22 protein-coding genes and 1 pseudogene are annotated in these 23,125 nt (G+C 65.2%); 9 read left to right on the top strand and 14 right to left on the bottom strand.

Annotated elements, in window-relative coordinates:
- Positions 1–9: 9 nt before the first annotated feature.
- Entirely contained in the window at positions 10–165 is a 156-nt protein-coding gene (locus tag EJ073_RS31930) for a hypothetical protein (protein WP_245455447.1), read from the bottom strand.
- On the opposite strand from EJ073_RS31930, the gene EJ073_RS01250 reads away from it, so the two are divergent.
- Positions 164–1,501, top strand: a complete 1,338-nt coding sequence (locus EJ073_RS01250; protein ID WP_245455446.1) for an MFS transporter — start codon at positions 164–166, stop codon at positions 1,499–1,501. The two genes, EJ073_RS31930 and EJ073_RS01250, sit on opposite strands and share 2 nt — an antisense overlap.
- Before the next feature lie 25 nt (positions 1,502–1,526).
- Here EJ073_RS01250 and EJ073_RS01245 read toward each other — a convergent pair whose 3' ends face one another.
- Positions 1,527–2,231: a nitroreductase gene (locus EJ073_RS01245; protein ID WP_126054070.1), complete on the bottom strand. Its 705-nt coding sequence runs from the start codon at positions 2,229–2,231 to the stop codon at positions 1,527–1,529.
- Between the two features lie 234 nt (positions 2,232–2,465).
- On the opposite strand from EJ073_RS01245, the gene EJ073_RS01240 reads away from it, so the two are divergent.
- Genes EJ073_RS01240 through EJ073_RS01220 form a run of 5 tightly spaced genes read left to right on the top strand, consistent with a single transcriptional unit; the run spans position 2,466 to position 10,058 of the window.
- Positions 2,466–3,053, top strand: a complete 588-nt coding sequence (locus EJ073_RS01240; RefSeq protein ID WP_126054069.1) for an XRE family transcriptional regulator — start codon at positions 2,466–2,468, stop codon at positions 3,051–3,053.
- 15 nt (positions 3,054–3,068) lie between these two features.
- Positions 3,069–5,522, top strand: a complete 2,454-nt coding sequence (locus tag EJ073_RS01235) for an FAD-dependent oxidoreductase (RefSeq protein WP_126054068.1) — start codon at positions 3,069–3,071, stop codon at positions 5,520–5,522.
- A complete protein-coding gene (locus EJ073_RS01230) occupies positions 5,519–6,418 on the top strand; it encodes a homocysteine S-methyltransferase family protein (protein WP_126054067.1) in 900 nt (299 codons plus the stop codon). Before EJ073_RS01235 ends, EJ073_RS01230 begins: the two co-directional genes overlap by 4 nt.
- Positions 6,418–7,599: a pyridoxal phosphate-dependent aminotransferase gene (locus EJ073_RS01225; protein ID WP_126054066.1), complete on the top strand. Its 1,182-nt coding sequence runs from the start codon at positions 6,418–6,420 to the stop codon at positions 7,597–7,599. The genes EJ073_RS01230 and EJ073_RS01225 overlap by 1 nt, the downstream gene beginning before the upstream one ends.
- A complete protein-coding gene (locus EJ073_RS01220) occupies positions 7,596–10,058 on the top strand; it encodes an FAD-dependent oxidoreductase (protein ID WP_189347610.1) in 2,463 nt (820 codons plus the stop codon). The genes EJ073_RS01225 and EJ073_RS01220 overlap by 4 nt, the downstream gene beginning before the upstream one ends.
- A gap of 47 nt (positions 10,059–10,105) precedes the next feature.
- Here EJ073_RS01220 and EJ073_RS01215 read toward each other — a convergent pair whose 3' ends face one another.
- The 7 genes from EJ073_RS01215 to EJ073_RS01180 all read right to left on the bottom strand — a co-directional run bounded on the left by EJ073_RS01215 (position 10,106) and on the right by EJ073_RS01180 (position 17,042).
- Positions 10,106–10,693, bottom strand: a complete 588-nt coding sequence (locus tag EJ073_RS01215) for an NAD(P)H-dependent oxidoreductase (protein ID WP_126054065.1) — start codon at positions 10,691–10,693, stop codon at positions 10,106–10,108.
- Complete coding sequence (locus EJ073_RS01210; protein WP_126054064.1) at positions 10,693–11,274, bottom strand: NAD(P)H-dependent oxidoreductase; 582 nt, start codon at positions 11,272–11,274, stop codon at positions 10,693–10,695. The genes EJ073_RS01215 and EJ073_RS01210 overlap by 1 nt, the downstream gene beginning before the upstream one ends.
- 207 nt (positions 11,275–11,481) lie before the next feature.
- Positions 11,482–12,879 (bottom strand): FAD-binding oxidoreductase, encoded by a 1,398-nt coding sequence (locus EJ073_RS01205; protein WP_126059047.1) that lies wholly within the window; start codon positions 12,877–12,879, stop codon positions 11,482–11,484.
- Between the two features lie 2 nt (positions 12,880–12,881).
- Positions 12,882–14,180, bottom strand: coding sequence for a cytosine deaminase (locus EJ073_RS01200; protein WP_126054063.1), 1,299 nt, complete (start codon positions 14,178–14,180; stop codon positions 12,882–12,884).
- 192 nt (positions 14,181–14,372) lie between these two features.
- Complete coding sequence (locus tag EJ073_RS01190; RefSeq protein WP_126054062.1) at positions 14,373–15,224, bottom strand: ABC transporter permease; 852 nt, start codon at positions 15,222–15,224, stop codon at positions 14,373–14,375.
- Positions 15,211–16,035, bottom strand: coding sequence for an ABC transporter ATP-binding protein (locus tag EJ073_RS01185; RefSeq protein ID WP_126054061.1), 825 nt, complete (start codon positions 16,033–16,035; stop codon positions 15,211–15,213). The genes EJ073_RS01190 and EJ073_RS01185 overlap by 14 nt, the downstream gene beginning before the upstream one ends.
- A 2-nt stretch (positions 16,036–16,037) precedes the next feature.
- Positions 16,038–17,042, bottom strand: coding sequence for an ABC transporter substrate-binding protein (locus EJ073_RS01180; protein WP_126054060.1), 1,005 nt, complete (start codon positions 17,040–17,042; stop codon positions 16,038–16,040).
- Between the two features lie 357 nt (positions 17,043–17,399).
- Here EJ073_RS01180 and EJ073_RS01175 point away from each other — a divergent pair, with 357 nt between their 5' ends.
- Together EJ073_RS01175 and EJ073_RS01170 are read left to right on the top strand one after the other, a co-directional pair.
- Positions 17,400–17,783: a RidA family protein gene (locus EJ073_RS01175; protein ID WP_126054059.1), complete on the top strand. Its 384-nt coding sequence runs from the start codon at positions 17,400–17,402 to the stop codon at positions 17,781–17,783.
- 56 nt (positions 17,784–17,839) lie between these two features.
- Positions 17,840–18,643 (top strand): creatininase family protein, encoded by an 804-nt coding sequence (locus EJ073_RS01170; protein WP_126054058.1) that lies wholly within the window; start codon positions 17,840–17,842, stop codon positions 18,641–18,643.
- Positions 18,644–18,653: 10 nt separating this feature from the next.
- Here the strand turns inward: EJ073_RS01170 and EJ073_RS01165 are convergent.
- Positions 18,654–19,162: pseudogene (locus tag EJ073_RS01165) on the bottom strand (tyrosine phosphatase family protein).
- Positions 19,159–20,214: a threonine-phosphate decarboxylase CobD gene (gene cobD, locus EJ073_RS01160; protein ID WP_126054057.1), complete on the bottom strand. Its 1,056-nt coding sequence runs from the start codon at positions 20,212–20,214 to the stop codon at positions 19,159–19,161. Before cobD ends, EJ073_RS01165 begins: the two are co-directional and overlap by 4 nt.
- Here cobD and cbiB point away from each other — a divergent pair.
- Positions 20,213–21,190, top strand: a complete 978-nt coding sequence (cbiB, locus tag EJ073_RS01155) for an adenosylcobinamide-phosphate synthase CbiB (protein WP_126054056.1) — start codon at positions 20,213–20,215, stop codon at positions 21,188–21,190. The two genes, cobD and cbiB, sit on opposite strands and share 2 nt — an antisense overlap.
- Here cbiB and cobO read toward each other — a convergent pair whose 3' ends face one another.
- From cobO to EJ073_RS01140, 3 genes are read right to left on the bottom strand one after another with little or no spacing between them, the layout of a single operon-like run.
- On the bottom strand, positions 21,191–21,805 hold the full coding sequence (cobO, locus tag EJ073_RS01150; protein ID WP_126054055.1) for a cob(I)yrinic acid a,c-diamide adenosyltransferase: 615 nt from the start codon (positions 21,803–21,805) through the stop codon (positions 21,191–21,193).
- 1 nt (position 21,806) lies between these two features.
- Positions 21,807–22,322 carry a bifunctional adenosylcobinamide kinase/adenosylcobinamide-phosphate guanylyltransferase gene (cobU, locus tag EJ073_RS01145; protein ID WP_126054054.1) on the bottom strand — a complete coding sequence of 172 codons (516 nt, stop codon included), beginning with the start codon at positions 22,320–22,322 and terminating at the stop codon, positions 21,807–21,809.
- Positions 22,315–23,115, bottom strand: coding sequence for a CbtA family protein (locus tag EJ073_RS01140; protein WP_126054053.1), 801 nt, complete (start codon positions 23,113–23,115; stop codon positions 22,315–22,317). Before EJ073_RS01140 ends, cobU begins: the two co-directional genes overlap by 8 nt.
- Positions 23,116–23,125 lie beyond the last annotated feature (10 nt).

The following is a 23,125-nucleotide window of genomic DNA, read 5'->3' as shown; positions in this document are numbered from 1 at the left end:
GATAGGCAATCACGGGCTCTTGCCGGAGCAGGTGCCCGTCCAGGCAACCAGTTCGACCATATCCTCCATGACCGCAGAGACTTCGGTGACGGCCACCACCCGCTTTGCTCCGGCGGGCGAGATGTCGATGCTGTTGCCGGCAACGGTCGCCTGCGGCGTCTTCATGACCAGCCTCGACCAGAATGTAGTGGTGACCGCACTTCCCGGCATCGGTGAAAGCTTGGCCCGCCCGCCGAGCCAGCTTGGCCTTCTGATCACCGTCTATGTAGCCAGCCTGATCATTCTCGGCGGCTGGGCGGCGGACCGCTTCGGCCTGCGCAACGTGTATTGCTTCGCCCTTCTCGTCTTCGCCAGCGCCTCGGCACTTTGCGGCCTCTCGGAGAACATCTGGATGCTGGTCGCCTCGCGCGCCCTGCAGGGTTTTGGCGGCGCGCTGATGGGCACGCTCGGCCAAGTGGTGATCCTGTCGAGCTTTCCGCGCGACCGCACGCTCAAGATCAACATGTACATTTCGCTGGCCGGCCAGTCCGGACCATTGGTGGGCCCGCTGGTCGGCGGCACGCTCACCACCTACGTCTCGTGGCGCTGGATCTTCTACATAAACATCCCGATTGCGCTCATTGCCGCGCTGCTCGCCACCTCGCTGTTCCCCTCCGCGACCAAGCCGGTCCGCACCCCGTTCGACTTTCCGGGCTTCCTGCTAGTCGGCAGCGGCATGGCGCTGCTCGTCTTCGGCATGGATTCGCTCGCCGCCAAGGACGCCGCCGCCGGCATCATCGCCGCCGAGCTGGGTGCGGCCGTCGCCATCCTGACCGTCGCGTCCTTCTATTGCCTGCGCGTCCGCAATCCGCTGCTCGACCTCAAGCTGCTGCGCATCCGCACCTTCCGCGTCAGCTTCCTGACCGGCGGCGGCCTCGACACGATCGGGCTGAGCTCCGTCGTTTTCCTTCTGCCGCTGATGTTCCAACTCGGCTTCGGTATGAGCGCGGTGCAGGCGGGATCGCTGACCTTCGTCGCCGCGATCGGTTCGTTGCTGACGCGCTTCATGATGCCGCGCATCCTCAACCGCTTTGGCTTCCGCCGCGTGCTGGTCACCAACACGCCGATCGTCGCTTGCCTCGTCGCGGGCTTCGCCTCGATGCAGGCGAGTCTGCCCGCCTGGATCGTGCTCGCCTACATCTTCATCTTCGGCGTCTTCCGCTCGGTGCAATGGGCTTCAACCGGGAACCTTTCCTATTCGGATGTCGCGCCCGAGCAACTCGCCCGCTTCAGCGCGCTCTACTACATTCTCTGGCAGCTTGCGGTGGCGATCAGCGTCGGCCTGGCGGCGGCGTTGTTGTCTTTGCTCGCCAGCGGCGGCCATGCCAGCGTCAACGATTTCCGCATCCTGTTCTTGATTGAAGGCCTGATCACGCTGTGCGCGCTGTTCGCGTATCTGCGGCTGACGCCGCAGGACGGCGCCCATGTCAGCGGCCACGGCGCGCATGTGAACACCGAGTAAGGCCGCTGGCGCTGGCTGGCGGCCGTTACTCGCTGAACGTTACCCAGTCTTCCAGCGGCGCGCGGTCGGTACGAAATTCGTTCTCGGGCTTGGATTTGTCCTCGTAGCCCAGCGCCATGCCGCAGACGACGATCTCCTCGTCGGGGATGTTGAGAACCGGGCGGATCTGCCGGTGATAAGGCGCGAAGGCCGCCTGTGGGCAGGTATGCAGGCCCCTTCCCCTCGCTGCCACCATGATGTTCTGCAAGAACATGCCGTAGTCGATCCACGATCCTTTGTTCAGCCGCCGGTCGACGGTGAAGATTATGCCGACGGGCGCATCGAAGAAGACGAAGTTGCGATCGTGCTGCGCCCGCATCCTGTCGACCTCGCGCCGGCCGATGCCGAGCGCGCCATATAGGCCGAAGCCGTTCGCGCGGCGACGAGTGAGATAGGGTTCGAAGAACTGGTCGGGATAGTAGCGATACTCGTCCCACTCGGCCTTCTCGGCGCGGATGCCTGAATTGAGGATGGCCTCAGAAATGCGCTGCTTGACATCGCCCTTGGTGACATACACCCGCCAAGGCTGCATGTTGGTGCCGGATGGCGCGCGCGCGGCGACGGAAAGGATGTCGCGGACCGTCTCGTCGTCGACCATATCGGGCAGGAAGGCGCGCACCGAGCGGCGCGACGTGATCGCCTCGTCGACGATCGCCGCATCCTTGGCTATCCGGCTGTTGTTTTCCAGCATGGGTCGTCCCTTTGCGCGTGACCGGGAACCAAACCGGCTCCCGCGAAGGACCACGCACAGACTCCTTGAAACCTGGCCCCCGACCGGACGTCCCCATTCGCCGTTCGTCGCCGAGCCTTTGCATGAACCGCAAAAAACGCGCAAGCAAATCTTGTGGCATCATGAAAATCCTCTTGATTTTTCATGGAGTTGCCCTCTCATGAAATTTGTCTCCAATTTTTCATCGGAAGGCCGATGGTCTCGACCGCTCCCAGGCCGGAACAGGACAATGGCGAGCGGTTGCTGGCCGGCGACATCCGTGCGCTGCGCAAGGCGCGCGGGCTGACGCTGGCCGAGATCGGCCTGAGGCTCGGCCGCTCCGTCGGCTGGGTCAGTCAGGTAGAGCGCGGCCTGTCGGTCCCTTCGCTCGGCGACCTCAGGGCTTTCGCCGACCTGTTCGGCGTGCCGATCAGCCTGTTCTTCAGCCATGACGTGCCGGTCGAGGCGGAGCGCGGCGTGGTCGTGCGTGCCGGCAGCCGCCGCTCGCTTGGCACAAGCGAATCCGGACTTGTGGAGGAGCTTCTGTCGCCCGACCTCGGCGGTAGCTTCGAGATGCTGCGCTCGGAATTTGCGCCGGGTGCGGAGCTGAAGACCGAAGCGCGCCGTCCGACCGAAGAAGCCGGCTATGTTACGTCGGGTGTTTTCGAGATCGAGATTGCCGGCGTCTGGCACCGGCTCGGCGAAGGCGACAGCTTTCGTTTCGATGGCAAGCCGTTTCGCTGGCGCAATCCCGGCGCCGAGCCGGCGGTGGTCATCTGGGTGGTTTCGCCACCTGTCTATTGATTGGAGGGGAAGAACATGGCGGGTTTGCCGAGCACGGCACGCGTGGTGATCATCGGAGGCGGTGTCGTCGGCGCCTCCTCGCTCTACCACCTTTGCAAGGCGGGGTGGACCGATTGCGTGCTGCTCGAAAAGAACGAGTTGACCTCGGGCTCGACCTGGCATGCCGCCGGCAACGTGCCGACCTTCTCGTCCTCATGGTCGCTGATGAACATGCAGCGCTATTCGACCGAGCTCTATCGCGGGCTCGCCGATGCCGTCGACTATCCGATGAACTACCACGTCACCGGCTCGCTCAGGCTCGCCCATTCGAAGGAGCGCATGCAGGAATTCCGGCGCGCCAAGGGCATGGGCCGCTACCAGGGCATGGACATCGACGTCGTCGGGCTGGACGAGATCAAGCGCCGCTATCCCTTCATCGAGACGCATGAGCTGAAAGGCGCGCTCTACGACCCGAGCGACGGCGACATCGATCCGGCGCAGCTGACGCAGGCGCTGGCCAAGGGCGCGCGCGACATGGGCGCCAGGATAATCCGCTTCTGCCCGGTCACCGGCGCTCGCCGCGAGAACGGCGAATGGGTGGTCGCCACACCGCAGGGCGAAATCCGCTGTGAGATCGTGGTCAATGCCGCCGGCTACCGCGCCGCCGAGCTAGGAAAAATGTTCGGCCGCGCAGTGCCGATGATGGTGATGAGCCATCAATACATATTGTTCGAGGAGATCCCCGAGCTTGCCGCCTGGACGAAGGAACAGGGCAAAAAGCTGCCGCTGCTGCGCGACGTCGACACCTCCTACTATCTGCGCCAGGAAAAGACCGGCATGAACCTCGGCCCCTATGAGCGCAATTGCCGCGCGCATTGGGCGACCCACAACGACCCGATGCCGGAGGATTTTTCCTTCCAGCTCTTCCCCGACGATCTCGACCGGCTGGAGCACTACCTTGCCGACGCCGTCGCGCGCGTGCCGATCCTCGGCACCGCCGGCCTCTCCAAGGTGATCAATGGGCCTATCCCCTACGCGCCGGACGGCAATCCGCTGATCGGCCCGATGCCCGGCGTGCCCAATGCCTTCGAGGCCTGTGTCTTCACCTTCGGCATCGCGCAAGGCGGCGGCGCCGGCAAGGTGCTGGCAGAGTGGGTCACCGAAGGCCAGACTGAATGGGACATGTGGTCCTGCGATCCGCGCCGCTTCACCAGCTTTGCCTCGGCACCCGACTATTGCGTCGCCAAGGGCATGGAGATCTACGGCAACGAATACGCCATCCAGTTCCCGCGCCACGCCTGGCCGGAGGGCCGCAACCGCAAGCTGTCGCCGCTGCACGATCGCATCAAGGCGCTCGGCGGCCAGTTCGACGCCTACAATGGCTGGGAACGCGCCACCTGGTACGCTCAGCCCGGCGACGACACGTCGGAGGAATCGACGCTGACCTTCCGCCGCGACGGGCCGTGGCAGCACCGCGTGCGCGAGGAATGCCTGGCAGTGCGCGATGCCGCCGGCATCCTCGACCTGCCCGGCTTCTCGCGCTTCAACCTCGAAGGTCCGGGCGCCGCCGACTGGCTGGCGCTGCAGGTCACCGGCCTGGTGCCGAAGCCCGGCCGCATCGGCCTCGTCTATTTCTCCGACGACAAGGGCCGAATTGTCACCGAAATGTCGGTCGTGCGCCATGGCGAGGACCAGATGACGCTGATCACCGCCGCGGTCGCGCAATGGCACGATTTCGAATGGCTGAAATCGCGCATGCCCAAGAATGCGACCTTCACCTTGACCGACCGCACCGAGGAGTATTCCACCCAGATCCTCGCCGGCCCGAACTCGCGCAAGATTCTGGGCGGGGTCTGCGCCGCCGACCTCACGCTTCCCTGGCTGACGCATCAGGAAACGACGATCGCCGGACGCTGGGCGAAGCTGGTGCGCGTCTCCTTCGCCGGCGAGCTCGGCTGGGAGATCCACACCAGGGTCGCCGACACGGCAACGGTCTTCGATGCCGTCTGGTCCGCCGGACAAAACCACGGGCTGAAGCCGTTCGGCATGTATGCGCTGGATTCGCTCCGGCTCGAAAAAGGCTACCGCGCCTGGAAGGGCGATCTTTCGACCGACTATTCGATCCTGCAGGGCGGACTGGAGCGCTTCGTAAAATGGGACAAGCCCGAGTTCCGCGGCAAGGGGGCACTGCTCAACGAAAAGCAGCAGGGCGTGAAGAAGCGCTTTGTCACTTTGGTCGTTGAGGACCCCGGCGATTGCGACGCGCCCTATATGTCGACGCTCTGGCATGACGGCAGGATCGTCGGCGAGACGACGTCGGGCGGCTGGGGTCATCGCATCGACAAATCGATCGCACTCGGCATGCTGCGCGCCGACCTCGCCGAGCCCGGCACCCCGTTGGAGATCGAGATCTTCGGCGACCGTTTCAAGGCGGTGGTGCAGAAGGACGAGCCGCTCTGGGATCCGAACAATGAAAGACTAAGGGCATGAAGTCCGTAATTCTCACTGATGGCGGCATGGGCCAGGAACTGGTCCGGCGCAGCAAATCCGAGCCGACGCCACTGTGGTCGGCCAGGGTGCTGATCGACGAACCGGATTTGGTGCGCGACCTGCATGCGGAGTTCATCCAGGCGGGCGCCCGCGTCATCACCATCAACACCTATTCCGCGACCCCGGAGCGCCTGGCGCGCGAAGGCGCTGAAGACCTGTTCAAGCAGCTTCAGGCCCGCGGCGTCGAGCTTGCCAAGCAAGCTTGCGAACAAGCCGGCGACGCAGCCGTCGCCGGCTGCCTGTCGCCTCTTTTCGGCAGCTACGCGCCGGCGCTGACCATCTCCTTCCAGGAGACACTCGATACCTACCGCCGCATCGTCGCCGCGCAGGCCGATGGCGTCGATCTCTTCCTGTGCGAGACCATGGCCTCGGCCGACGAGGCGCGCGCCGCCGTCACCGCGGCGAGCGAAAGCGGCAAACCCGTCTGGGTATCCTGGACGCTCGCCGACCATGGCGCGCCGCGCCTGCGCAGCGGGGAGGCGATCGCCGCCGCGTCGGCCGCGCTCGGTGACCTGCCGGTCGCCGCCAGGCTGGTCAATTGCTGCCGGCCGGAAGCCGTCAGCGCCGCATTGCCCGAATTGATCGCGCTTGGGGGGCCGGTCGGCGCCTATGCCAACGGCTTCACCGCGGTCGAGGCGCTGAAGCATGGCGGCACGGTCGACGTGCTGCATGCGCGCCATGATCTCGACCCGGAAGCCTATGCCGGGCAGGCCATCGGCTGGGTCGAGGCCGGCGCCCATATCGTCGGCGGCTGCTGCGAGGTCGGCCCCGCCCATATCGCTGCCCTACGCGGCCGGCTCGAGCAGGCCGGTCACAAAATCTCGGGAGTTCCGTAATGCCCAGACCCTCATCGCGCATTGCCGGCATCGTGCCCTCGGGCAAGGACGGATGGGAGGTGCATTTCTCGGCCTGGACCCGCAAGCAGGCCGGCGAGGACATCATCATGCTTTCGGTCGGCGACCACGACTTCGACACGCCTTCGGAAACCATTGAGGCCTGCGTGACTGCGGTTCGGGCCAGCAACCACCACTACACGCCCCTTCCCGGCCAGCCGCGCCTGCGCAAGGCGATGGCGGCGGCCTCGACCGCCTGCGCCGGCGTCGTGACGGAGCCCGACCAGGTCATCGCCACGCCGGGCGGACAGGCGGCGCTCTATGCCGCCGTGCAGGCCGTGCTCGACCCCGGCGATCACGCCATCGTCGTCGCGCCCTATTACGCCACCTATCCCAATACCTTCAGCGCCGCCGGCGCCGACTTCACCGTTGTCGAGACGCCGGCCGAGGACGGCTTCCAGCCACGCGCCGAGATGATCCGCGCCGCACTGCGGCCCAACACGCGCGCTATTCTGATCAACACGCCGAACAACCCGACCGGCGCGGTCTATTCGCGCGAGCGGCTGGAGGACCTGGCCAAAGTCTGCCGGGAGCATGATCTCTGGCTGCTGTCGGACGAAGTCTACTGGACGCTGGGTGGCGGCGAGCACATCTCGCCGCGTTCCCTGCCCGGCATGGCGGAGCGCACGTTGGTCATCAATTCCATGTCGAAGAGCCACGGCATGACCGGCTGGCGCATGGGCTGGCTGACCGGCCCCAGGGAAATGATCGCGCTGCTCATCAACCTCAACCTGGTGACGACCTACGGCCTGCCGGCCTTCATCTCGATCGCCTGCGCCGAAGCGCTCGAAAACGGCTACGGCGTCAAGGCGATTGCCGAGCGTTACGCCGCGCGGCGCACGCTGTTCCTCGAAGCGATCCGCGGCATGAACGACGTCACCGTGCGCGGCTCCGAGGGCGGCATGTATGTCATGCTCGACATTTCGGCGATCGAGCCTGACGACGAGAAGTTCGCCTGGGCGCTGCTCGACAAGGAACGGGTCGGCGTCATGCCGGGTTCGAGCTTCGGCGAGGCCGCCGCCGGCCACATCCGCGTCAGCCTGTGCCAGCCCGAGCCCATCCTCAAGGAGGCAGCGCTTCGCCTGCGCCGCTTCGCTTCCGCCTACCGCCGCGAGGCCGCATGAGCAAAAGCATTCCCGGCAAAGCCATTCCCAACAAGGCAAGGGCCGTCATCATCGGCGGCGGCGTCTCCGGCTGCTCGGTCGCCTATCACCTGGCCAAGCTGGGGTGGACCGACATCGTGCTGCTCGAACGCAAGCAGCTCACCTGCGGCACGACCTGGCATGCAGCGGGTCTGATCGGCCAGTTGCGCGCCTCGCAGAACATGACGCGGTTGGCGAAATATTCGGCCGACCTCTACGTCAAGCTCGAGGCCGAGACCGATGTCGGCACCGGCATGCGCCAGGTCGGCTCGATCACCGTCGCACTGACCGAGGAGCGCAAGCACGAAATCTACCGGCAGGCGTCTCTCGCCCGGGCGTTCAATGTCGACGTGCGCGAGATTTCGCCCCGCGAAGTCAAGGAGACGTACCCGCATCTCAATGTGTCCGACGTGGTCGGCGCCGTGCACCTGCCGCTCGACGGCCAATGCGATCCGGCCAACATCGCCATGGCGCTAGCCAAGGGCGCGCGCCAGCGCGGCGCTGCCATCGTCGAGAACGTCAAGGTCACCAAGGTCCACACCAAGGACGGCCGCGTCTCCGGCGTGTCCTGGGCACAGGGCGAGGAGCAAGGCACGATCGAGACCGACATCGTCATCAACTGCGCAGGCATGTGGGCACGCGAGCTCGGCCGACAGAACGGCGTCACCATCCCGCTGCACGCCTGCGAGCATTTCTATCTCGTCACTGAGCCGATCCCAGGGCTGACCCGCCTGCCGGTGCTGCGCGTGCCGGACGAGTGCGCCTACTACAAGGAGGACGCAGGCAAGATGATGCTCGGCGCTTTCGAGCCCGTTGCAAAGCCGTGGGGCATGGACGGCATTCGCGAGGATTTCTGCTTCGACCAGCTGCCCGAGGACATGGACCATTTCGAGCCCATCCTCGAAATGGGCGTCAACCGCATGCCGATGCTCGGCACCGCCGGCATCCATACCTTCTTCAACGGCCCGGAAAGTTTCACGCCGGACGACCGCTACTATCTCGGCGAGGCGCCGGAGCTTTCCGGCTACTGGATGGCGACCGGCTACAATTCGATCGGCATCGTGTCTTCCGGCGGCGCCGGCATGGCGCTGGCGCAATGGATCAATGACGGCGAAGCTCCCTTCGATCTCTGGGAGGTCGATATCCGGCGCGCCCAGCCCTTCCAGAAGAACCGCCGCTATCTCAAGGAGCGCGTCTCCGAAACGCTCGGCCTGCTCTATGCCGACCATTTCCCCTATCGCCAGATGGCGACGTCACGGGGCGTGCGCCGCTCGCCCTTGCACGAGCATCTGAAGGCGCGCGGCGCTGTGTTCGGAGAAGTGGCGGGCTGGGAGCGCGCCAACTGGTTCGCCCGCGACGGCCAGGAGCGCGAGTACCGCTATTCGTGGAAACGGCAGAACTGGTTCGACAACCAGCGCGAGGAACATCTCGCGGTCCGCGACGGCGTCGGGCTTTTCGACATGACCTCCTTCGGCAAGATCCGTGTCGAAGGCCGCGACGCCTGCGCCTTGCTGCAAAGGCTCTGCGCCAACGACATGGACGTCGCTCCGGGCAAGATCGTCTACACGCAGATGCTCAACGCCAAGGGCGGCATCGAGAGCGACCTGACGGTGACGCGGCTTTCGGAAACGGCCTATTTCCTCGTCGTGCCCGGCGCCACTCTGCAGCGTGACCTTGCCTGGCTGAGGCGGCATGTCGCCGACGAGTTCGTCGTCATCACCGATGTGACCGCGGCCGAGGCCGTGCTCTGCCTGATGGGTCCAGAGTCGCGAAAGCTGATCCAGAAGTTGAGCCCCAACGATTTTTCCAATGAGGGGAACCCCTTCGGCACCTTCCACGAGATCGAGATCGGCATGGGGCTCGCCCGCGCCCACCGCGTCACCTATGTCGGCGAGCTCGGCTGGGAGCTCTATGTCTCGACCGAGCAGGCGGCGCACGTGTTCGAGGCAATCTCTGACGCCGGCGCGGAGGTCGGCCTGAAGCTTTGCGGTCTGCACACCCTGGATTCCTGCCGCATCGAAAAAGCCTTCCGCCATTTCGGCCACGACATCACCGACGAGGACAACGTGCTGGAGGCTGGCCTCGGCTTCGCGGTGAAGACGAGCAAAGCCGACTTCATCGGCCGCGATGCGGTGCTCAGGAAGAAGGAGGCTGGCCTCGACCGTCGACTGGTGCAGTTCCGTCTCAAGGACCCGCGACCCCTGCTCTTCCACAACGAGGCGATCTTGCGCGACGGCAAGATCGTCGGTCCGATCACCTCCGGCAATTACGGCCACCATCTCGGCGGCGCGATCGGGCTTGGCTATGTGCCGTGCCAGGGCGAGAGCGAGGCGGATGTGCTTGCCTCATCCTACGAGGTCGAGATCGCCGGCGAGCGTTTTGTGGCGGAGGCGTCGCTGAAGCCGATGTATGATCCGAAGGCGGAACGGGTCAGGATGTAGCACGCCTTTCCCTTCTCCCCGTTCTACGGGGAGAAGGACGCTAATCGTCAAAACCTTTCCAGCTTCGCCCTCACCTTTGCCAGGAACGCCGCCCGGCTCCTCGGCGTCGAGGAATCCATCAGATAGTGCGCCAGGAAGAATGTCCTGCAGCGCGTGGCGCAGAGCGCGCGCATGCCGCGCAGGATGGTCTTGCGGCCCGGCTGGCCGACGACGACGCTCCACCAGGTCGGCGCGCCGCAGGTGGTGATCACGCCGACCTTCGTGACGTGTCGCATCAGCGACTTGATCCGCCCCTTGCCATTGGGCAGCTGGAACGCAACATCCGTCGCCCACACACGGTCGAGCCAGCCCTTCAACATCGCCGGCAACCCATACCACCAGGTCGGATAGACGAAGAGGATCGCCTCCGCCCACATGAGATGATCGAAATGCGGCTTCAGCGCCGGGTCCTGCGGCGCGCGCTCGTTGTAGAAACGCCGCTCCTCGCAACTCATCACCGGATTGAAGTTCTCGGCATAGAGATCGAGCAGCCGCACCTCCCAACCGCGTCGCGTGAGCACCTCGACGGCGCTGTCGCGGATCGAAGCGCAAAAGCTCTCCGGCACCGGATGGCAATAGACCACCAGCACGCGCATCAGAATTGATCCATGCTCGCCGCGACTTTCGCCGTGAAGGCAGCCCGCGACGCGTCGGTCGAGAGGTTCATCGAGTAATGCGCGAGGTAGGAGACGGGAGCGCCGGGCTTGATGGTGGCCCGCAGCATGCGCTTGACCACCTTGCGCGGTGGATCGCCCATCAGCATGGCTCGAAAACGGCTGCCGCCATAGGTGGTGACGGCCGCCAGCTTGCGGATGTTGTGCAGCGTTGGCCGCACCTTGCCGTCGACCAGCTTGAACGAGACGCCAGGCAGGAAGACACGGTCGAAAAAGCCTTTCAGGATCGCCGGATAACCGTAGTTCCAGACCGGAAAGGAGAGCACCAGTGCTTCCGCTTTTTGCAGCCTTTCGACATAGCCGGCCACGGCATCGCCCGGTCCGCGCTGGTCGTGGTAGCCGAGCCGCTCGGCCCGTGTGAGCCTGGGGTCGAAATCCTCGGCATAAAGGTCGCAATCGTCGATCGTGTGTCCTGCCGCGCCCAGCCGCTCGACGATCGTCCGGTGCAGGCCGGCATTGAAGCTGGTCTCCACCGGATGAGCGTAGAGGACGAGGATGTTCACGGGAGGAATTTCCCTAGGTCAGCGCCAGGCACCCCCCTCTGCCCTGCCGGCCATCTCCCCCTCAAGGGGGAGATTGGCAGCTTTTCCGCCACGCCTGTCCTTGCAACGTTGGAGATTGGCGAAAGCGGCGGAGCGAATAATCTCCCCCTTGAGGGGGAGATGGCCGGCAAGCCAGAGGGGGTGCAGCGCCAAACGCCCGTCATCGTCTCACCCCGCCTTTTGCAGCCCCTTGAACAGGAACGACTTGCTCGAGCGGTAATCATAGTCCGGATTTTCCCAGGCGATCATCTTGCCGGGGTTGAGCAGGCCTTGCGGGTCGGTCTCGCGCTTGAAGGCGAGTTGGACATCGTCAGTCCGCTTCATGCCGCCCTCCTCCAGCGTGTAGCGGTGCGGATTGAAGATCCAGCAGCCATTGTCCTCATGGATGCGGATGATCTCGTCCAGCCGCTCTTCCGTGGTGTAGCGCACCAGTGGCAGTCCGGCGGCGCCGATCGCGCCGTCGAAGCGGATGAATTCGAGATGCGCCGGCACCTCGTCGCCGAAGCGGTCGACCATCGCCTTGACGTGGGCGAGATGATCCGGCGATGGATAGCGGGCCTGCAGATAGGTGATCGTCGGATCGACCCGGATGGCGCGCAGCGTCGTGTGGTTCCATGTCAGCTCGTAGGCCGGCGGCAGCCCCTTGAGATCGGCCTCCTGGTCGGCCCGGAAGACGATCTCGCCCTTGCCGCTCTTCACGAAGGCGACAAAGGCATCGATCGCATGCGGCGCGATCATGCACACCACGATGCTCTGCTCGCGTCGGAAGAATTTCTGGTGCCGCTTGAAATAGTCGTAGGGGATCGGCGCGGCGATCGGCGTGATCAGCTTCGCCAATATGCCGTCCTGGATGGCGAGGTCGTTGCCGAAGCCGGCCGCGTCCATGAAATCGTCAAAGCCGACGATGACGTCGATCCAGTCATAGGAGGCCGTCAGCGGCATCTCGACCTCGGTGATGATGCCGTTGGTGCCGTAGGCGTGCATGACCTTGAGCACCTCCTCGCCGGTCAGTTCCATGACGCGCGGTTCGGCCTCCATCGTCACGGTCCTGAGCCGGATGACGTTGCCGAGGTCGCGCAAGCCGCCCCAGCGGATTGATCCGACGCCGCCCGAACCGCCGGCGACAAAGCCGCCGATCGACGCCGTATTGTAGGTCGACGGCGACATGCGCAGCTCTTGGGCCGAATGGGCGCGCGTTGCTTTGTCGATCTCGGCCAGCACCGCACCCGGTCCAGTCACGACACGGCCCGGCGCGATCGCCTGGACGGCGTTCATCTCGGCGAGGTTGAGCACCACGCCGCCCGACAGCGGCATCGCCTGCCCGTAATTGCCGGTGCCGCTGCCGCGCGGCGTCACCGGAACGCCATGCCGATGGCAGGCTGCGAGCAGGCGGATCACCTCATCCTCGGTCTTCGGCGTGACGATCAGGTCGCCGGTGACATGATCGAGCTGCTGCTTCAGCACCGGGCTGTACCAGTAGAAATCGCGGCTCTTCTGCTGGACGATCGCCGGATGGTCGTCGATCTTCAATCCATCGAGGTCGCGCTTCAGCGCCGCAATATCCATCGTCACACCATCAGTTCGTCAAGTTCGGCATAGTCGGGCAGCCGGCGCTCGATCGTCCTGCCGTCGCGCACCACGATGCGATCCGATTCGGGCCGCGACAGCAATTCGGTCCAGCTCCGCCCCTTGAAGATGATGAAATCCGCGCTGTCGCCGGCAGCGAGCGTGCCGAAACCGTCGAGCCGCATCACCTTCGCCGGCGTCGCTGCCACTGCTTGCGGCCAGTCGCCAACCGGATGGTCGAAATGCAGGATGCGCGTCGCCATGCGGTAGACTTCGAGCATATCGAGATCGCCATAGGCGTAGAAGGGATCGCGCGTGTTATCGGAGGCGACCGCTACCGGGATGCCCCGCGCCCTCATCTCGTGCAGCAGTGTCACACCGCGCCAGCGTGGCGTGGTGTTATCGCCGCGCCTATCCTGCAGATAGAGGTTGCACATAGGCAGCGACACCACGGCCAGTCCGGCCTTCGCCACCTTGTCCAGCGTATCGAGCACTGCGAGGTCGGGCTGGCGCGCCAGTGAGCAGCAATGGCCGACGAGGATGTTGCCCTCAAAACCGTTCCACAGCGAAGCTTCGGCGATCTTCTTCAGCGACATGGCGGCGACGTCGTCGGTTTCGTCGGCATGGAAATCGAGGTCGAGCCCGTGCCTGATCGCCTGCCCGAACACCCGGTCGAGGAGCTCTTCCAGATCGGGCACCATATAGGTGACGACGCCGAGCACACCCTTGGCTGCGGCGACGCGCTTGGCCAGCCGTTCGAACCAGGCCTTGTCGCGCACGCCTTCGATGCCGAGCAGGCAGGCGGCCTGCAGTTCGATACGCCCGCGCCATTTCTCCCGCATCGTCTCGAACACTGGCCAGGAAATCTCTTCCTGCGGCGCGACGCTGTCGAGATGCGTGCGTAGGGCCCTGGTGCCATGCGCGTAAGCGCTGCGCAGCGAGAAATCCATGCGCCGGGCGACGTCCTCGGCGCTCCAGCGCGCGGCGCGGTCGGTGCCCGTGGCATTGAGAGCGCCCATGAAAGTCCCGTCGGGATTGGGTTTGCGCGGCCAGATATGGCCCTTGTCGATATGGGTGTGGCAGTCGACGAAGCACGGCAGCACAATGCGGCCGCCAAGGTCTATGGCATCCGCCGGCGCTTTCGATTTGCCGCGTGCCGCAATGCTGGAAATCCTGCCATCGGTCACAGCGATGTCGGCGATCGCGAAGCCGTCGCTGTCGAAGATTGCGGCGAGGCCCGGCGTCAGTGATTGGTGAACGCGGACATTGGCGAGATGGTAAGAACCAGAGGCCGGTATCAAGGCTTACCCCCCTCTGCCCTGCCGGGCATCTCCCCCTCAAGGGGGAGATTGGCAACTTCGCCGACAGCGCTCGTCCTGCAATGTCGGTGATTGGCGAAACCCGAAATGAAGGCTGATCTCCCCCTTGAGGGGGAGATGTCCGGCAGGACAGAGGGGGTGCTTGGCGCCAACATCACAATCACGTCGCCCACCCTATCGCTCCTGCTTCAGCGCGCTCTCGTGCCAGCGGCGCAGGATCAGATGCGACACCAGCGACAGCACCAGGAAGATCAGGATGCCGGTCAGCGAGATCAGGAACAGCGCCGCGAACAGGCGCGGCGCGTTGAGCCGGTAGCCGGCCTCGATGATGCGCGAGGCGAGCCCCGACGACTGCCCCTGCGCCCCGGCGACAAATTCGGCAACCACCGCGCCGATCAGCGACAGGCCACCGGCGATCTTCAGACCGCCGAGGAAATAGGGCATCGCCGCCGGCAGGCGCAGATAACGCAATTGCTGCCAGCGGGTCGCGCCGTTGAGCTTGAACAGGTCGCGCAGGTTGCGGTCGACGGAGTTCAGCCCAAGCGTGGTATTGGAGAGGATCGGGAAGAAGGCGACGATCCAGGCGCACAGCAGCAGTTTGGTCGTCTGGTTGTTGATGTAGATGTTGATCAGCGGGAAGATGGCGACGATCGGCGTCACCTGCAAAACGATGGCGAACGGGAAGAACGACATCTCCACCCATTTCGACTGCGCGAACAGCACCGCCAGCCCGACGCCGCCGATAACGGCGAGAAGCAGGCTGAGGAAGGTGATCCTCAGCGTCACCAGGAGCGAGGAGAACAGCAGCCCGGCATCGTCACGCAGCGTCTGCAGCACCACGCCCGGGCGCGGCAGGATGTATTGCGGGATCTCGTTCCAGACGCAGATGCGGTCCCACAGCCAGATCGCCAGCACCATGATCGCCAGCGGCAGCACCCATCTGCCGATCCGTTCCAGGCGCGCCTGGCGGACGCGGCGCGCCTCTTCGGGATCGAGCTTTAGGGCTGTGTCTTCAATGGCCGTCATGGTGCGGTCCAGCGGTTGAGTTGATGGCGCTGACCAGCACGTCGGACGCCTGGCGGCAGAGCGCGGCATAGTCGGGCGAGGTGCGGAACGCCTCGTCGCGCGGATAGGGCGCGTCGACTGCAAGCTCTCCGTAAACGCGGCCCGGCCGCGCCGCCATCACCACCACGCGGCTGGACAGAAACACGCTCTCGAAGACGCTGTGGGTGACGAAGACGACGGTGAAACGCTCGTCCTGCCACAGTTCCAGAAGGTCGTTGTTGAGCTTGAAGCGGGTGATCTCGTCGAGCGCCGCGAACGGTTCGTCCATCAAAAGGATGCGCGGTTTGGTCACCATGGCCCGCGCGATCGAGACACGCATCTTCATGCCGCCGGAGAGCTCGCGCGGCACGGCATTTTCGAAGCCGTTGAGATGCACGCGCGCCAGCATTGCCATCACCGCAGGTGCCGCCTTGGCGCGCGACACGCCCTTCAGCCTGAGCGGCAGCCAGACATTGTCGAAGACGCTCGCCCAGGGCAGCAGCGTCGGCTCCTGGAAGACAAATCCGATGTTCGACCGGTCGATATTGCCGCGCCAGTCGAGCAGCCCCGAGGTCGGCGTCGACAGGCCGGCAATAAGCCGCAGAGCCGTCGACTTGCCGCAGCCCGACGGTCCGAGCAGGCTGAGGAAGTCGCCTTCCCGGATTGTCAGGTCAACGTCGCTCAGCGCCGTCACACCGTTGGAAAAGGCCTTGCCGACATTGCGCAGCGCCAAGAGCATCGGGCCTTCGCCCGATGCCGTTGCCGGCGCCTGCGCCACTTTTTCCAGCTTCACGGTTACTTCTTCAGGTCCAGCCCGACGCCCTTGTTGATGAAGGCCAGCGTATAGGCCTTCTTGATGTCGATGCCCGGCTGCGCCACCTTGGCCTTGACCATCTTGTCGTAGAAGCTCTGGATACGCGCTTCCGTCATGGCGCCGATGCCGAGCTTTTCGGTATCGCCGGAATCGACCACGCCGAACTTCTTCAGCTGCTCGATCGAGAAGGCGATCTGCTCATCCGTCATATCCGGATTGTCCTTCTTGATCAGGTCGTTGGCGGCCTTGTTGTCGCCGTAGAGATAGTTGTACCAGCCCTTGGCCGAGCCATCGACGAAGCACTGCACCACCTCGGGCCGCTTGTCGATCGTGTCCTGCATGACCTCGACGGTGGTCGCGTAGGTATTCCAGCCATAGTCGGCGAGCAGGAACTGGTTCGGCACGAAGCCGCCCGCCTTCTGCACCGCGAACGGTTCCGAGGTGACGTAGCCCTGCTGGATCGACTTCTTGTTGGCGATGAACGGCGCCGGGTTGAACGTGTAGGGCACGCGCTTGGCGGCATCGAAGCCGAGCTCGGTCACCATCCACTGGAAGAAGGTCTGCGCACCCTCGTCGCCGAGGATGTACTGGTCGGCGTTCTTCAGGTCCTCCCATTTGTCCAGCCCCTGCCCCGGCTGGGACATGATCACCTGCGGGTCCTTCTGGAAGTCGGCGGCGACAACGCGCATCGGAATGCCCTGCTGCACGGCGTCGAAGGCCGACAGAAGGTTGCCGCCCATGTAGAAATCGATCTTGCCGGCCAGCAGCATCGGCCGGCCGCTGACCTGCGGGCCGCCCTGCATGATGGTGACGTCGAGGCCGCACGCGGCATAGGTGCCGTCGGCGACCGCCTGGTAGTAGCCGCCATGCTCCGGCTCGGCCAGCCAATTGGTGCCGAAGGTGACTTTCTCGTTGGCGGCCGCGCCCAGCGTGCCCGCCGCAAGCAGGACGACAGCGCCCGCCAAAATCTTCCGTTTTCCGACCATGAACATCACCCTCAATTTGCTCCGACGCGCTGCGCGCCGGGCTCAACACCATTGGTTCAAGAAGCAAGACACATGCCACCGCCTGGGCCGCCTGCTTGCGCGACAGTCGCTGCGAGGAGCGAACGGGTCATGCTGTACGAAGGGCATCGTGCCTATTTTTTGGACGCCTGTCCATAATCGCAAGGACGATGGGCACAGCCATCTTGAAGGCGTCTTTGATCGTGCCTTACCTAAAGCCCGTCGCGCCTGAACGGCACTAATGCGACGCGCTTTAGGTTGTTGTTTCATGCATGTCGTTATCCCAAAACCGCTGCACACTTTTGGGCGACATGCATTAGGCTGAGACAGGAGATTGCCATGTTCCGATTCCTCGCGCCGAAGTCGATCAAGCCGCCCTTTGCCCGCTACAGCCACGGTGTCGAAGTGCCTCCCGGCAAGCGTCTGGTGCTGTGTTCAGGCCAGGTCGCCATGACCGCCGACGACCAGATTCCGGATGACGCCGGGGCGCAGGCGGAACTCTGCTTCGCAAACGTAGCGGCGATTCTCGGCGAGGCAGGGCTTGGCCTTGCCGACATCGTGCGCATCAACACCTATGTCACCGACCGTGCCTTCCTCAGGCCCTATATGGAGGTGCGCGATCGGCTGTTCGCCAGCCCGGCGCCGGCCTCGACATTGATGATCGTCTCCGGTTTCGCCCGGCCGGAATTCAAGGTCGAGGTCGAGGTGATCGCCGCCGGATGATCGACAGGCGATGCCAGCCGCGCTAGGTCTGGCGCGATGATTTGAAGAGGCACGACATGACCGTTGCGAACAGACGCGTGTGGTGGGGCGACTACCGGACCACCGAATACGCCACGATCGATCCGGAAGCCACGATCGCCGTGCTGCCGGTGGCGGCGATCGAGCAGCACGGACCGCATCTGCCGGTGTCGACCGACACCTCGATCATGAATGGCATGCTGGACACCGTGATCGCCCGCCTGCCCGCCGATCTCGACATCCGTATCCTGCCCGTCCAGGCGGTGGGCAAATCCAATGAACATCTGCACGCGCCGGGCACCCTCACGCTGCCGGCGACGACGCTGGTCGATGCCTGGACCGAGCTCGGCCTGTCCATCGCCAGGGCCGGGGTGAGAAAGCTGATCGTCGTCAACTCGCATGGCGGCAATGAGGAGATCATGGGCATCATCACGCGCGAACTGCGCGTGCGGACCAAAATGCTGGCGGTGAAGACGAGCTGGCAGCGTTTCGGCCGTCCGGCGGGCATGTATACCGAGCTTGAGGACCGCCAGGGCATCCATGGCGGCGACGTCGAGACCTCGCTGATGCTGCATTTCCGGCCCGACCTCGTCGACATGGGCAAGGCCGACAACTTCGTTTCCAATGTCGGCCGCGCCGAGAAGGAATTCGCCCTGCTGCGTCACACCGGCACGCACGCCTTCGCCTGGATCGCCAGCGACCTCAACCCGAACGGTGTGGTTGGCGACGCCTCGATCGCCACGCCCGACAAGGGCCGGCTGACCGCCGAGCATCAGGCCGACGGGTTCATCAGCCTGGTCAGGGATGTGCGCAAGGCGAAGCTCGCAGACTGGCTGCCGTAACTCGAAGGATTCAGGCTTCGATCTTCAACTCGAAAGGTATGCCCTCGAAAGCGTCGGCGCCGCGCCCGATCGCTTCGATGGCGGCGATCATGCGGCCATCGCGGCCAAGCAAGGCATCGGCGACGGCGATCAACCGCGGATTGGGGGTCGCCGAGGGGAGAGCGCGCGCAGCGTCTGCGCCAGCTCGACCTCGTCGCGCTTCGGCGCCAGCGCCGCGGCAATGATATAGGCCGAGGCGGTCGACCGGCTGATGCCGGCATAGCAATGCACGACGAGCGGCTTTGCCCGATCCCAGCGATAACCGAAATCGAGCAGCGCGCGGACATGCTGCTCGCCCGGCATGGTCATGCCCTCCTGCGCGACGGCAATATCGTGCATGACCAGATGCAGATGGTTTTCCGCCGCGATCGAGGCCGGGCGCATCACGTCGGTGCCGGCGGCAAGCAGCGACAGCAGGCGCTGCGCGCCGGTTCTCGCCACGGTCTCCTCGACTTTCGACAGCGAACAGACATGGATCATGGGCTGGTTTCCTTCGTCCGATGCTCGCGCAATGAGGTCCAGTCGGCAAGCGCCGCTTCGAGCCGCTGCCATTCGGTCTCATCGCCCGGCAGTCCGGCGCGCAGGACCTGTGGCCGCTGGGCGAAATGCCGGAGCAGGATGCCGCGCTCACCCAGCGCCGAAAACAGGCCGGCGGCTTCGGGCAGGCGCAGATAGCGGAACAACGTGGTGCCGCCGGCCACGGTAGCGCCGAACCGGGCGAACAGCTTGTCGAGCCGCGCCGCGTCCTGCGCCAGCCGCCCACGCATGGCGGCCTGCCATTGCGTGTCGCCAAGCGCGCGGATGCCGTATTCGAGCGCCGGGCCTGCCACCGCCCAGGGCCCCAGTTGCGTCTCAAGCCGCTGGACCGTCAGCGTGTCGGCCAGCGCGAAGCCGAGCCTGACGCCGGCAAGGCCGAAGAACTTGCCGAAGGAACGCAGCACGACAATGCCGCCCTGCCTGACATCGCCGGCCAGGCTTTCCGCTGCCGGCCCGACATCCATGAACGCCTCGTCGACGACCAGCAGGCGGCCCCTGGCGCGAAGCCGTGCGGCAAGCTGAAGCAGTCTTTCGCGCTCAACGACGCGACCGTCCGGATTGTTGGGGTTGACGACGACGGCGAGGTCGGCCTCGGTAAGCGCTTCGACATCATCGACCTCGGCCGCCGCATGGCCGGCGATGGCGGCGGCTCGGCTGTGCTCGGCATAGGTCGGCCCGAGCACCAGCGCCTTGCCGGGCTTCAGCAGCGAGGCAACGCGCGGCAGCAGGATCTGCGTGCCGGGCGCGGCCGCCACATGCGCCGCCGACGGCGCGCCATAGGCGCTGGCCGCGACCGCGCGAAGTTCGCCGAGCCGCGCCGCTTCCGGCAATCGCGACAGGGTGGTGGCGGGCAATTCGAAAATTGGATAGGAGTGCGGATTGATACCCGTCGAGAGATCGACGAAAGGCCGTGGCGCGTGAGGGAAGAGCGCGCTCGCCCGGCCAAGGGATCCGCCGTGATCCACTGCCGCAATCGCTCCATCAAGAAGCTTCATGTCGATACTGATTGCCTTCCTGTCATTGGTCATTGAGCGGGCACTCGGCTACCCGGACTGGCTGTTCGGGGCCATCGGCCATCCCGTCACCTGGTTCGGCAGGCTGATATCCTTTCTCGATCGCGCGCTCAACCGCGCCACTGATTCCGACGCTCGGCGTCGCCGCCGGGGCGTCATGGCTCTGCTTGTCATCGTACTGGTGCCGGCGGCCATCGCCTTTGCCGTGCAGCTCCTGCTCTGGCAGATGTTTCCTGTAGGCCTGATCATCACCGCGATCCTGGCATCGTCGCTGATGTCGCAGAAGAGCCTGGCCGAGCATGTCGAGGCCGTGGCCGACGCGCTCGACACCGGCGGCCTTACGCTCGGCCGCATCGCCGTCTCGCGCATCGTCGGTCGCGATCCCGAAAAGCTCGACAAGGCAGGCGTTTCCCGCGCGGCGATCGAAAGCCTGGCCGAGAATTTCTCCGACGGCATCGTCGCACCGGCCTTCTGGAGCGGGGTCTGCGGGCTGGCCGGCGGCGTCGCCTACAAGGCCGCCAACACCGCCGATTCCATGATCGGCCACCGCACGCCACGCCATGAGGCCTTCGGCTGGGCGGCGGCGCGCTTCGACGACTGGATCAACCTGCCGGCATCGCGGCTGACCGGGCTGCTGATCGTGCTGGCTGCCTTCTTCGTCAAGGGCGCGGACCCCCGCAACGCCTGGCAGGCCATGCGGCGCGACGCCAGGAAGCACCGTTCGCCCAATGCCGGCTGGCCGGAGGCGGCGATGGCCGGCGCGCTGGGTCTCGCCCTGGCCGGCCCGCGCAGCTATAGCGGCGTCGTCGTCGAGGATGCCTACATGGGCGAAGGCGGCCGGCGCGAGGCGGAAAGCCTCGACATCAGGCAGGCGCTGAAGCTCTACCAGGTGGCCGACCGGCTGCTGATCGCGCTGTTCGGCATCCTGTCGGCGCTGTTGATCTATCTGACGATGTGATCAGAACTCGATGCCTTGCTGGGCTTTCACGCCGGCCGAGAAATGATGCTTGGTCAGCCCCATTTCGGTGACGAGATCGGCCGCCTCGACCAGCAGCGGCTTGGCGTTTCGGCCGGTGACGATGATATGCAGGTCAGCACGGCGCGCCTTCAGCGCGGCAACGACCTTTTCCAGATCGAGATAGTCGTAGCGCAGCGCGATGTTGAGCTCGTCGAGCACGACAAGGCTGATCGACGGATCCGCCATCAGCTCCAGTGCTTTTGCCCAGGCAGCCTCGGCGGCGGCGATGTCGCGCTTCAGGTCCTGCGTCTCCCAGGTGAAGCCCTCGCCCATCGCATGCCACACGACGCGGTCGCCGAAGGCGGCAAAGGCGTCCTTCTCGCCGGTCTGCCATTTGCCCTTGATGAACTGGACGACGCCGACACGCTTGCCGTAGCCGAGCATCCTGAGCGCCAGCCCGAAGGCGGCCGTAGTCTTGCCCTTGCCCGGTCCGGTGTTGACGATCAGCAGTCCCTTCTCGATCGTCTTTGCCGCCACCTCGGCGTCCTGAACAGCCTTGCGCTTGGCCATCTTGGCGCGATGGCGCTCGGCATCCTTGTCATCAGTCTCGGTCATCTCACTTCACTTTCAGCGGCAGACCGGCCACCATCAGCAGCACCGTATCGGCGACGGCGGCGACCTGCTGGTTGAGCCGGCCGGCGGCATCGCGAAACCGCCTCGCCAGCGCATTGTCGGGCACGATGCCCAGGCCAACCTCGTTGGACACCACGAACCACGGCCCGCGCGGCCGCGATAGAACATCCACAAGCCGCCGGCATTCCGCATCGAGGTCGCGCTCGGCCAGCATATGATTGGTCAGCCACAGAGTCAGGCAGTCGATCAAGACGGGTTCGTGGTCAGGCAGCGCCTCGATCGCGGCGGCAAGATCGAGCGGCGCGTCGACCGTCGCCCAGCCCTCGCCGCGACGCGCCCGATGCAGCGCGATGCGCTCGCGCATCTCATCGTCATAGGCTTCCGCGGTGGCGATGTAAGCCCATGGCGAGGGACTCGCCGTCACCAGGGTTTCGGCATGCGCGCTCTTGCCGGAGCGCGCACCGCCGATGATGAAGGTCAGTCCCCTGCGATCAGGCAAAGCTGTCGCGCAGGCTGGTGGCCGTGCCGGTGAAGCGGCCGCGCACCACGCCGACGGCGGCACCCAGCACCAGCCAGAACACCAGATCGGTGAGTGTCACGGCGACCACGAACTGGTGATGCAGGCCTTCGGGAATCGGCGTCTTGAAGCTTTCCGGCTGCGGCGCGCCGACGATGTGCGGCGCGACGATCAGGGCTACGGCCAGGATCGCCAGCGGCAGCGATTTGCGGAAGGCGATCAGGCCGAGTCCGGCGGCGGTCGCGACCGCTGTCGCCGTCCACCAGATCTGGCGCGGCAGGAGTTCGGCCGCCGGCATCGCCGGCAGTTCCGGCGGCAGGCCGAGGCCGGGGGCCAGGGTGAACACGGCAAAGCCGGCGAGCCCCCAGAACACGCCCTGGCGCCAGCTGCCGATGCCGCCGGCGAATTCCGAAACCGCGACCAGGATCAGCGCGAAGCCGATGCCGGTGACGATGTTGGCGACGACGTTGAAGGCGAAACGCTCGAAGCCGTCGGCCGGTGCCCAGCCCTCGTCTTCCGCTGGCGCGGCCGCTTCGGCCGGAGCCGGCGCCACGGAACTCATGGCATTTCCGGCCGGAGCGGCGGAGCTCATGGCGTTGCCGGTCTCGGCAGGCGCCGCGGCATGATCATGATGATGGCCGCCGCCGGCCTGTTCGTAGACTTCGGCCTTGAGGATCAGCGGCACGGTTGCATAGGCCTGCAGGCAAGCGAGAACAACGCCGGCCACGAGCCCTGCGATCGCCGCGATGAACACGACGTTGCGAAACAGGTTCATGATGTCAGGC

Origin of the sequence: Mesorhizobium sp. M4B.F.Ca.ET.058.02.1.1, from assembly GCF_003952505.1 — a bacterium.
In the GTDB taxonomy this organism is placed as follows: Bacteria; Pseudomonadota; Alphaproteobacteria; order Rhizobiales; family Rhizobiaceae; genus Mesorhizobium.
The sequence above is the reverse complement of the archived record's forward strand: the minus strand, read 5'-3'. Positions and strand labels throughout refer to the sequence as shown.

Bases quoted from the DNA above. Each gene is read 5' to 3' on its own strand.
- EJ073_RS01230 (WP_126054067.1), top strand. From the start codon at position 5,519: ATGAAGTCCGTAATTCTCACTGATGGCGGCATGGGCCAGGAACTGGTC.
- EJ073_RS01235 (WP_126054068.1), top strand. From the start codon at position 3,069: ATGGCGGGTTTGCCGAGCACGGCACGCGTGGTGATCATCGGAGGCGGT.
- cobD (WP_126054057.1), bottom strand. From the start codon at position 20,214: ATGAAGCTTCTTGATGGAGCGATTGCGGCAGTGGATCACGGCGGATCC.
- EJ073_RS01250 (WP_245455446.1), top strand. From the start codon at position 164: ATGACCAGCCTCGACCAGAATGTAGTGGTGACCGCACTTCCCGGCATC.
- EJ073_RS01170 (WP_126054058.1), top strand. From the start codon at position 17,840: ATGACCGTTGCGAACAGACGCGTGTGGTGGGGCGACTACCGGACCACC.
- EJ073_RS01245 (WP_126054070.1), bottom strand. From the start codon at position 2,231: ATGCTGGAAAACAACAGCCGGATAGCCAAGGATGCGGCGATCGTCGAC.
- EJ073_RS01240 (WP_126054069.1), top strand. From the start codon at position 2,466: ATGGTCTCGACCGCTCCCAGGCCGGAACAGGACAATGGCGAGCGGTTG.
- EJ073_RS01220 (WP_189347610.1), top strand. From the start codon at position 7,596: ATGAGCAAAAGCATTCCCGGCAAAGCCATTCCCAACAAGGCAAGGGCC.
- EJ073_RS01205 (WP_126059047.1), bottom strand. From the start codon at position 12,879: ATGGATATTGCGGCGCTGAAGCGCGACCTCGATGGATTGAAGATCGAC.
- EJ073_RS01215 (WP_126054065.1), bottom strand. From the start codon at position 10,693: ATGCGCGTGCTGGTGGTCTATTGCCATCCGGTGCCGGAGAGCTTTTGC.
- EJ073_RS31930 (WP_245455447.1), bottom strand. From the start codon at position 165: ATGAAGACGCCGCAGGCGACCGTTGCCGGCAACAGCATCGACATCTCG.
- cbiB (WP_126054056.1), top strand. From the start codon at position 20,213: ATGTCGATACTGATTGCCTTCCTGTCATTGGTCATTGAGCGGGCACTC.
- cobO (WP_126054055.1), bottom strand. From the start codon at position 21,805: ATGACCGAGACTGATGACAAGGATGCCGAGCGCCATCGCGCCAAGATG.
- EJ073_RS01180 (WP_126054060.1), bottom strand. From the start codon at position 17,042: ATGGTCGGAAAACGGAAGATTTTGGCGGGCGCTGTCGTCCTGCTTGCG.
- EJ073_RS01225 (WP_126054066.1), top strand. From the start codon at position 6,418: ATGCCCAGACCCTCATCGCGCATTGCCGGCATCGTGCCCTCGGGCAAG.
- EJ073_RS01140 (WP_126054053.1), bottom strand. From the start codon at position 23,115: ATGAACCTGTTTCGCAACGTCGTGTTCATCGCGGCGATCGCAGGGCTC.
- EJ073_RS01190 (WP_126054062.1), bottom strand. From the start codon at position 15,224: ATGACGGCCATTGAAGACACAGCCCTAAAGCTCGATCCCGAAGAGGCG.
- EJ073_RS01175 (WP_126054059.1), top strand. From the start codon at position 17,400: ATGTTCCGATTCCTCGCGCCGAAGTCGATCAAGCCGCCCTTTGCCCGC.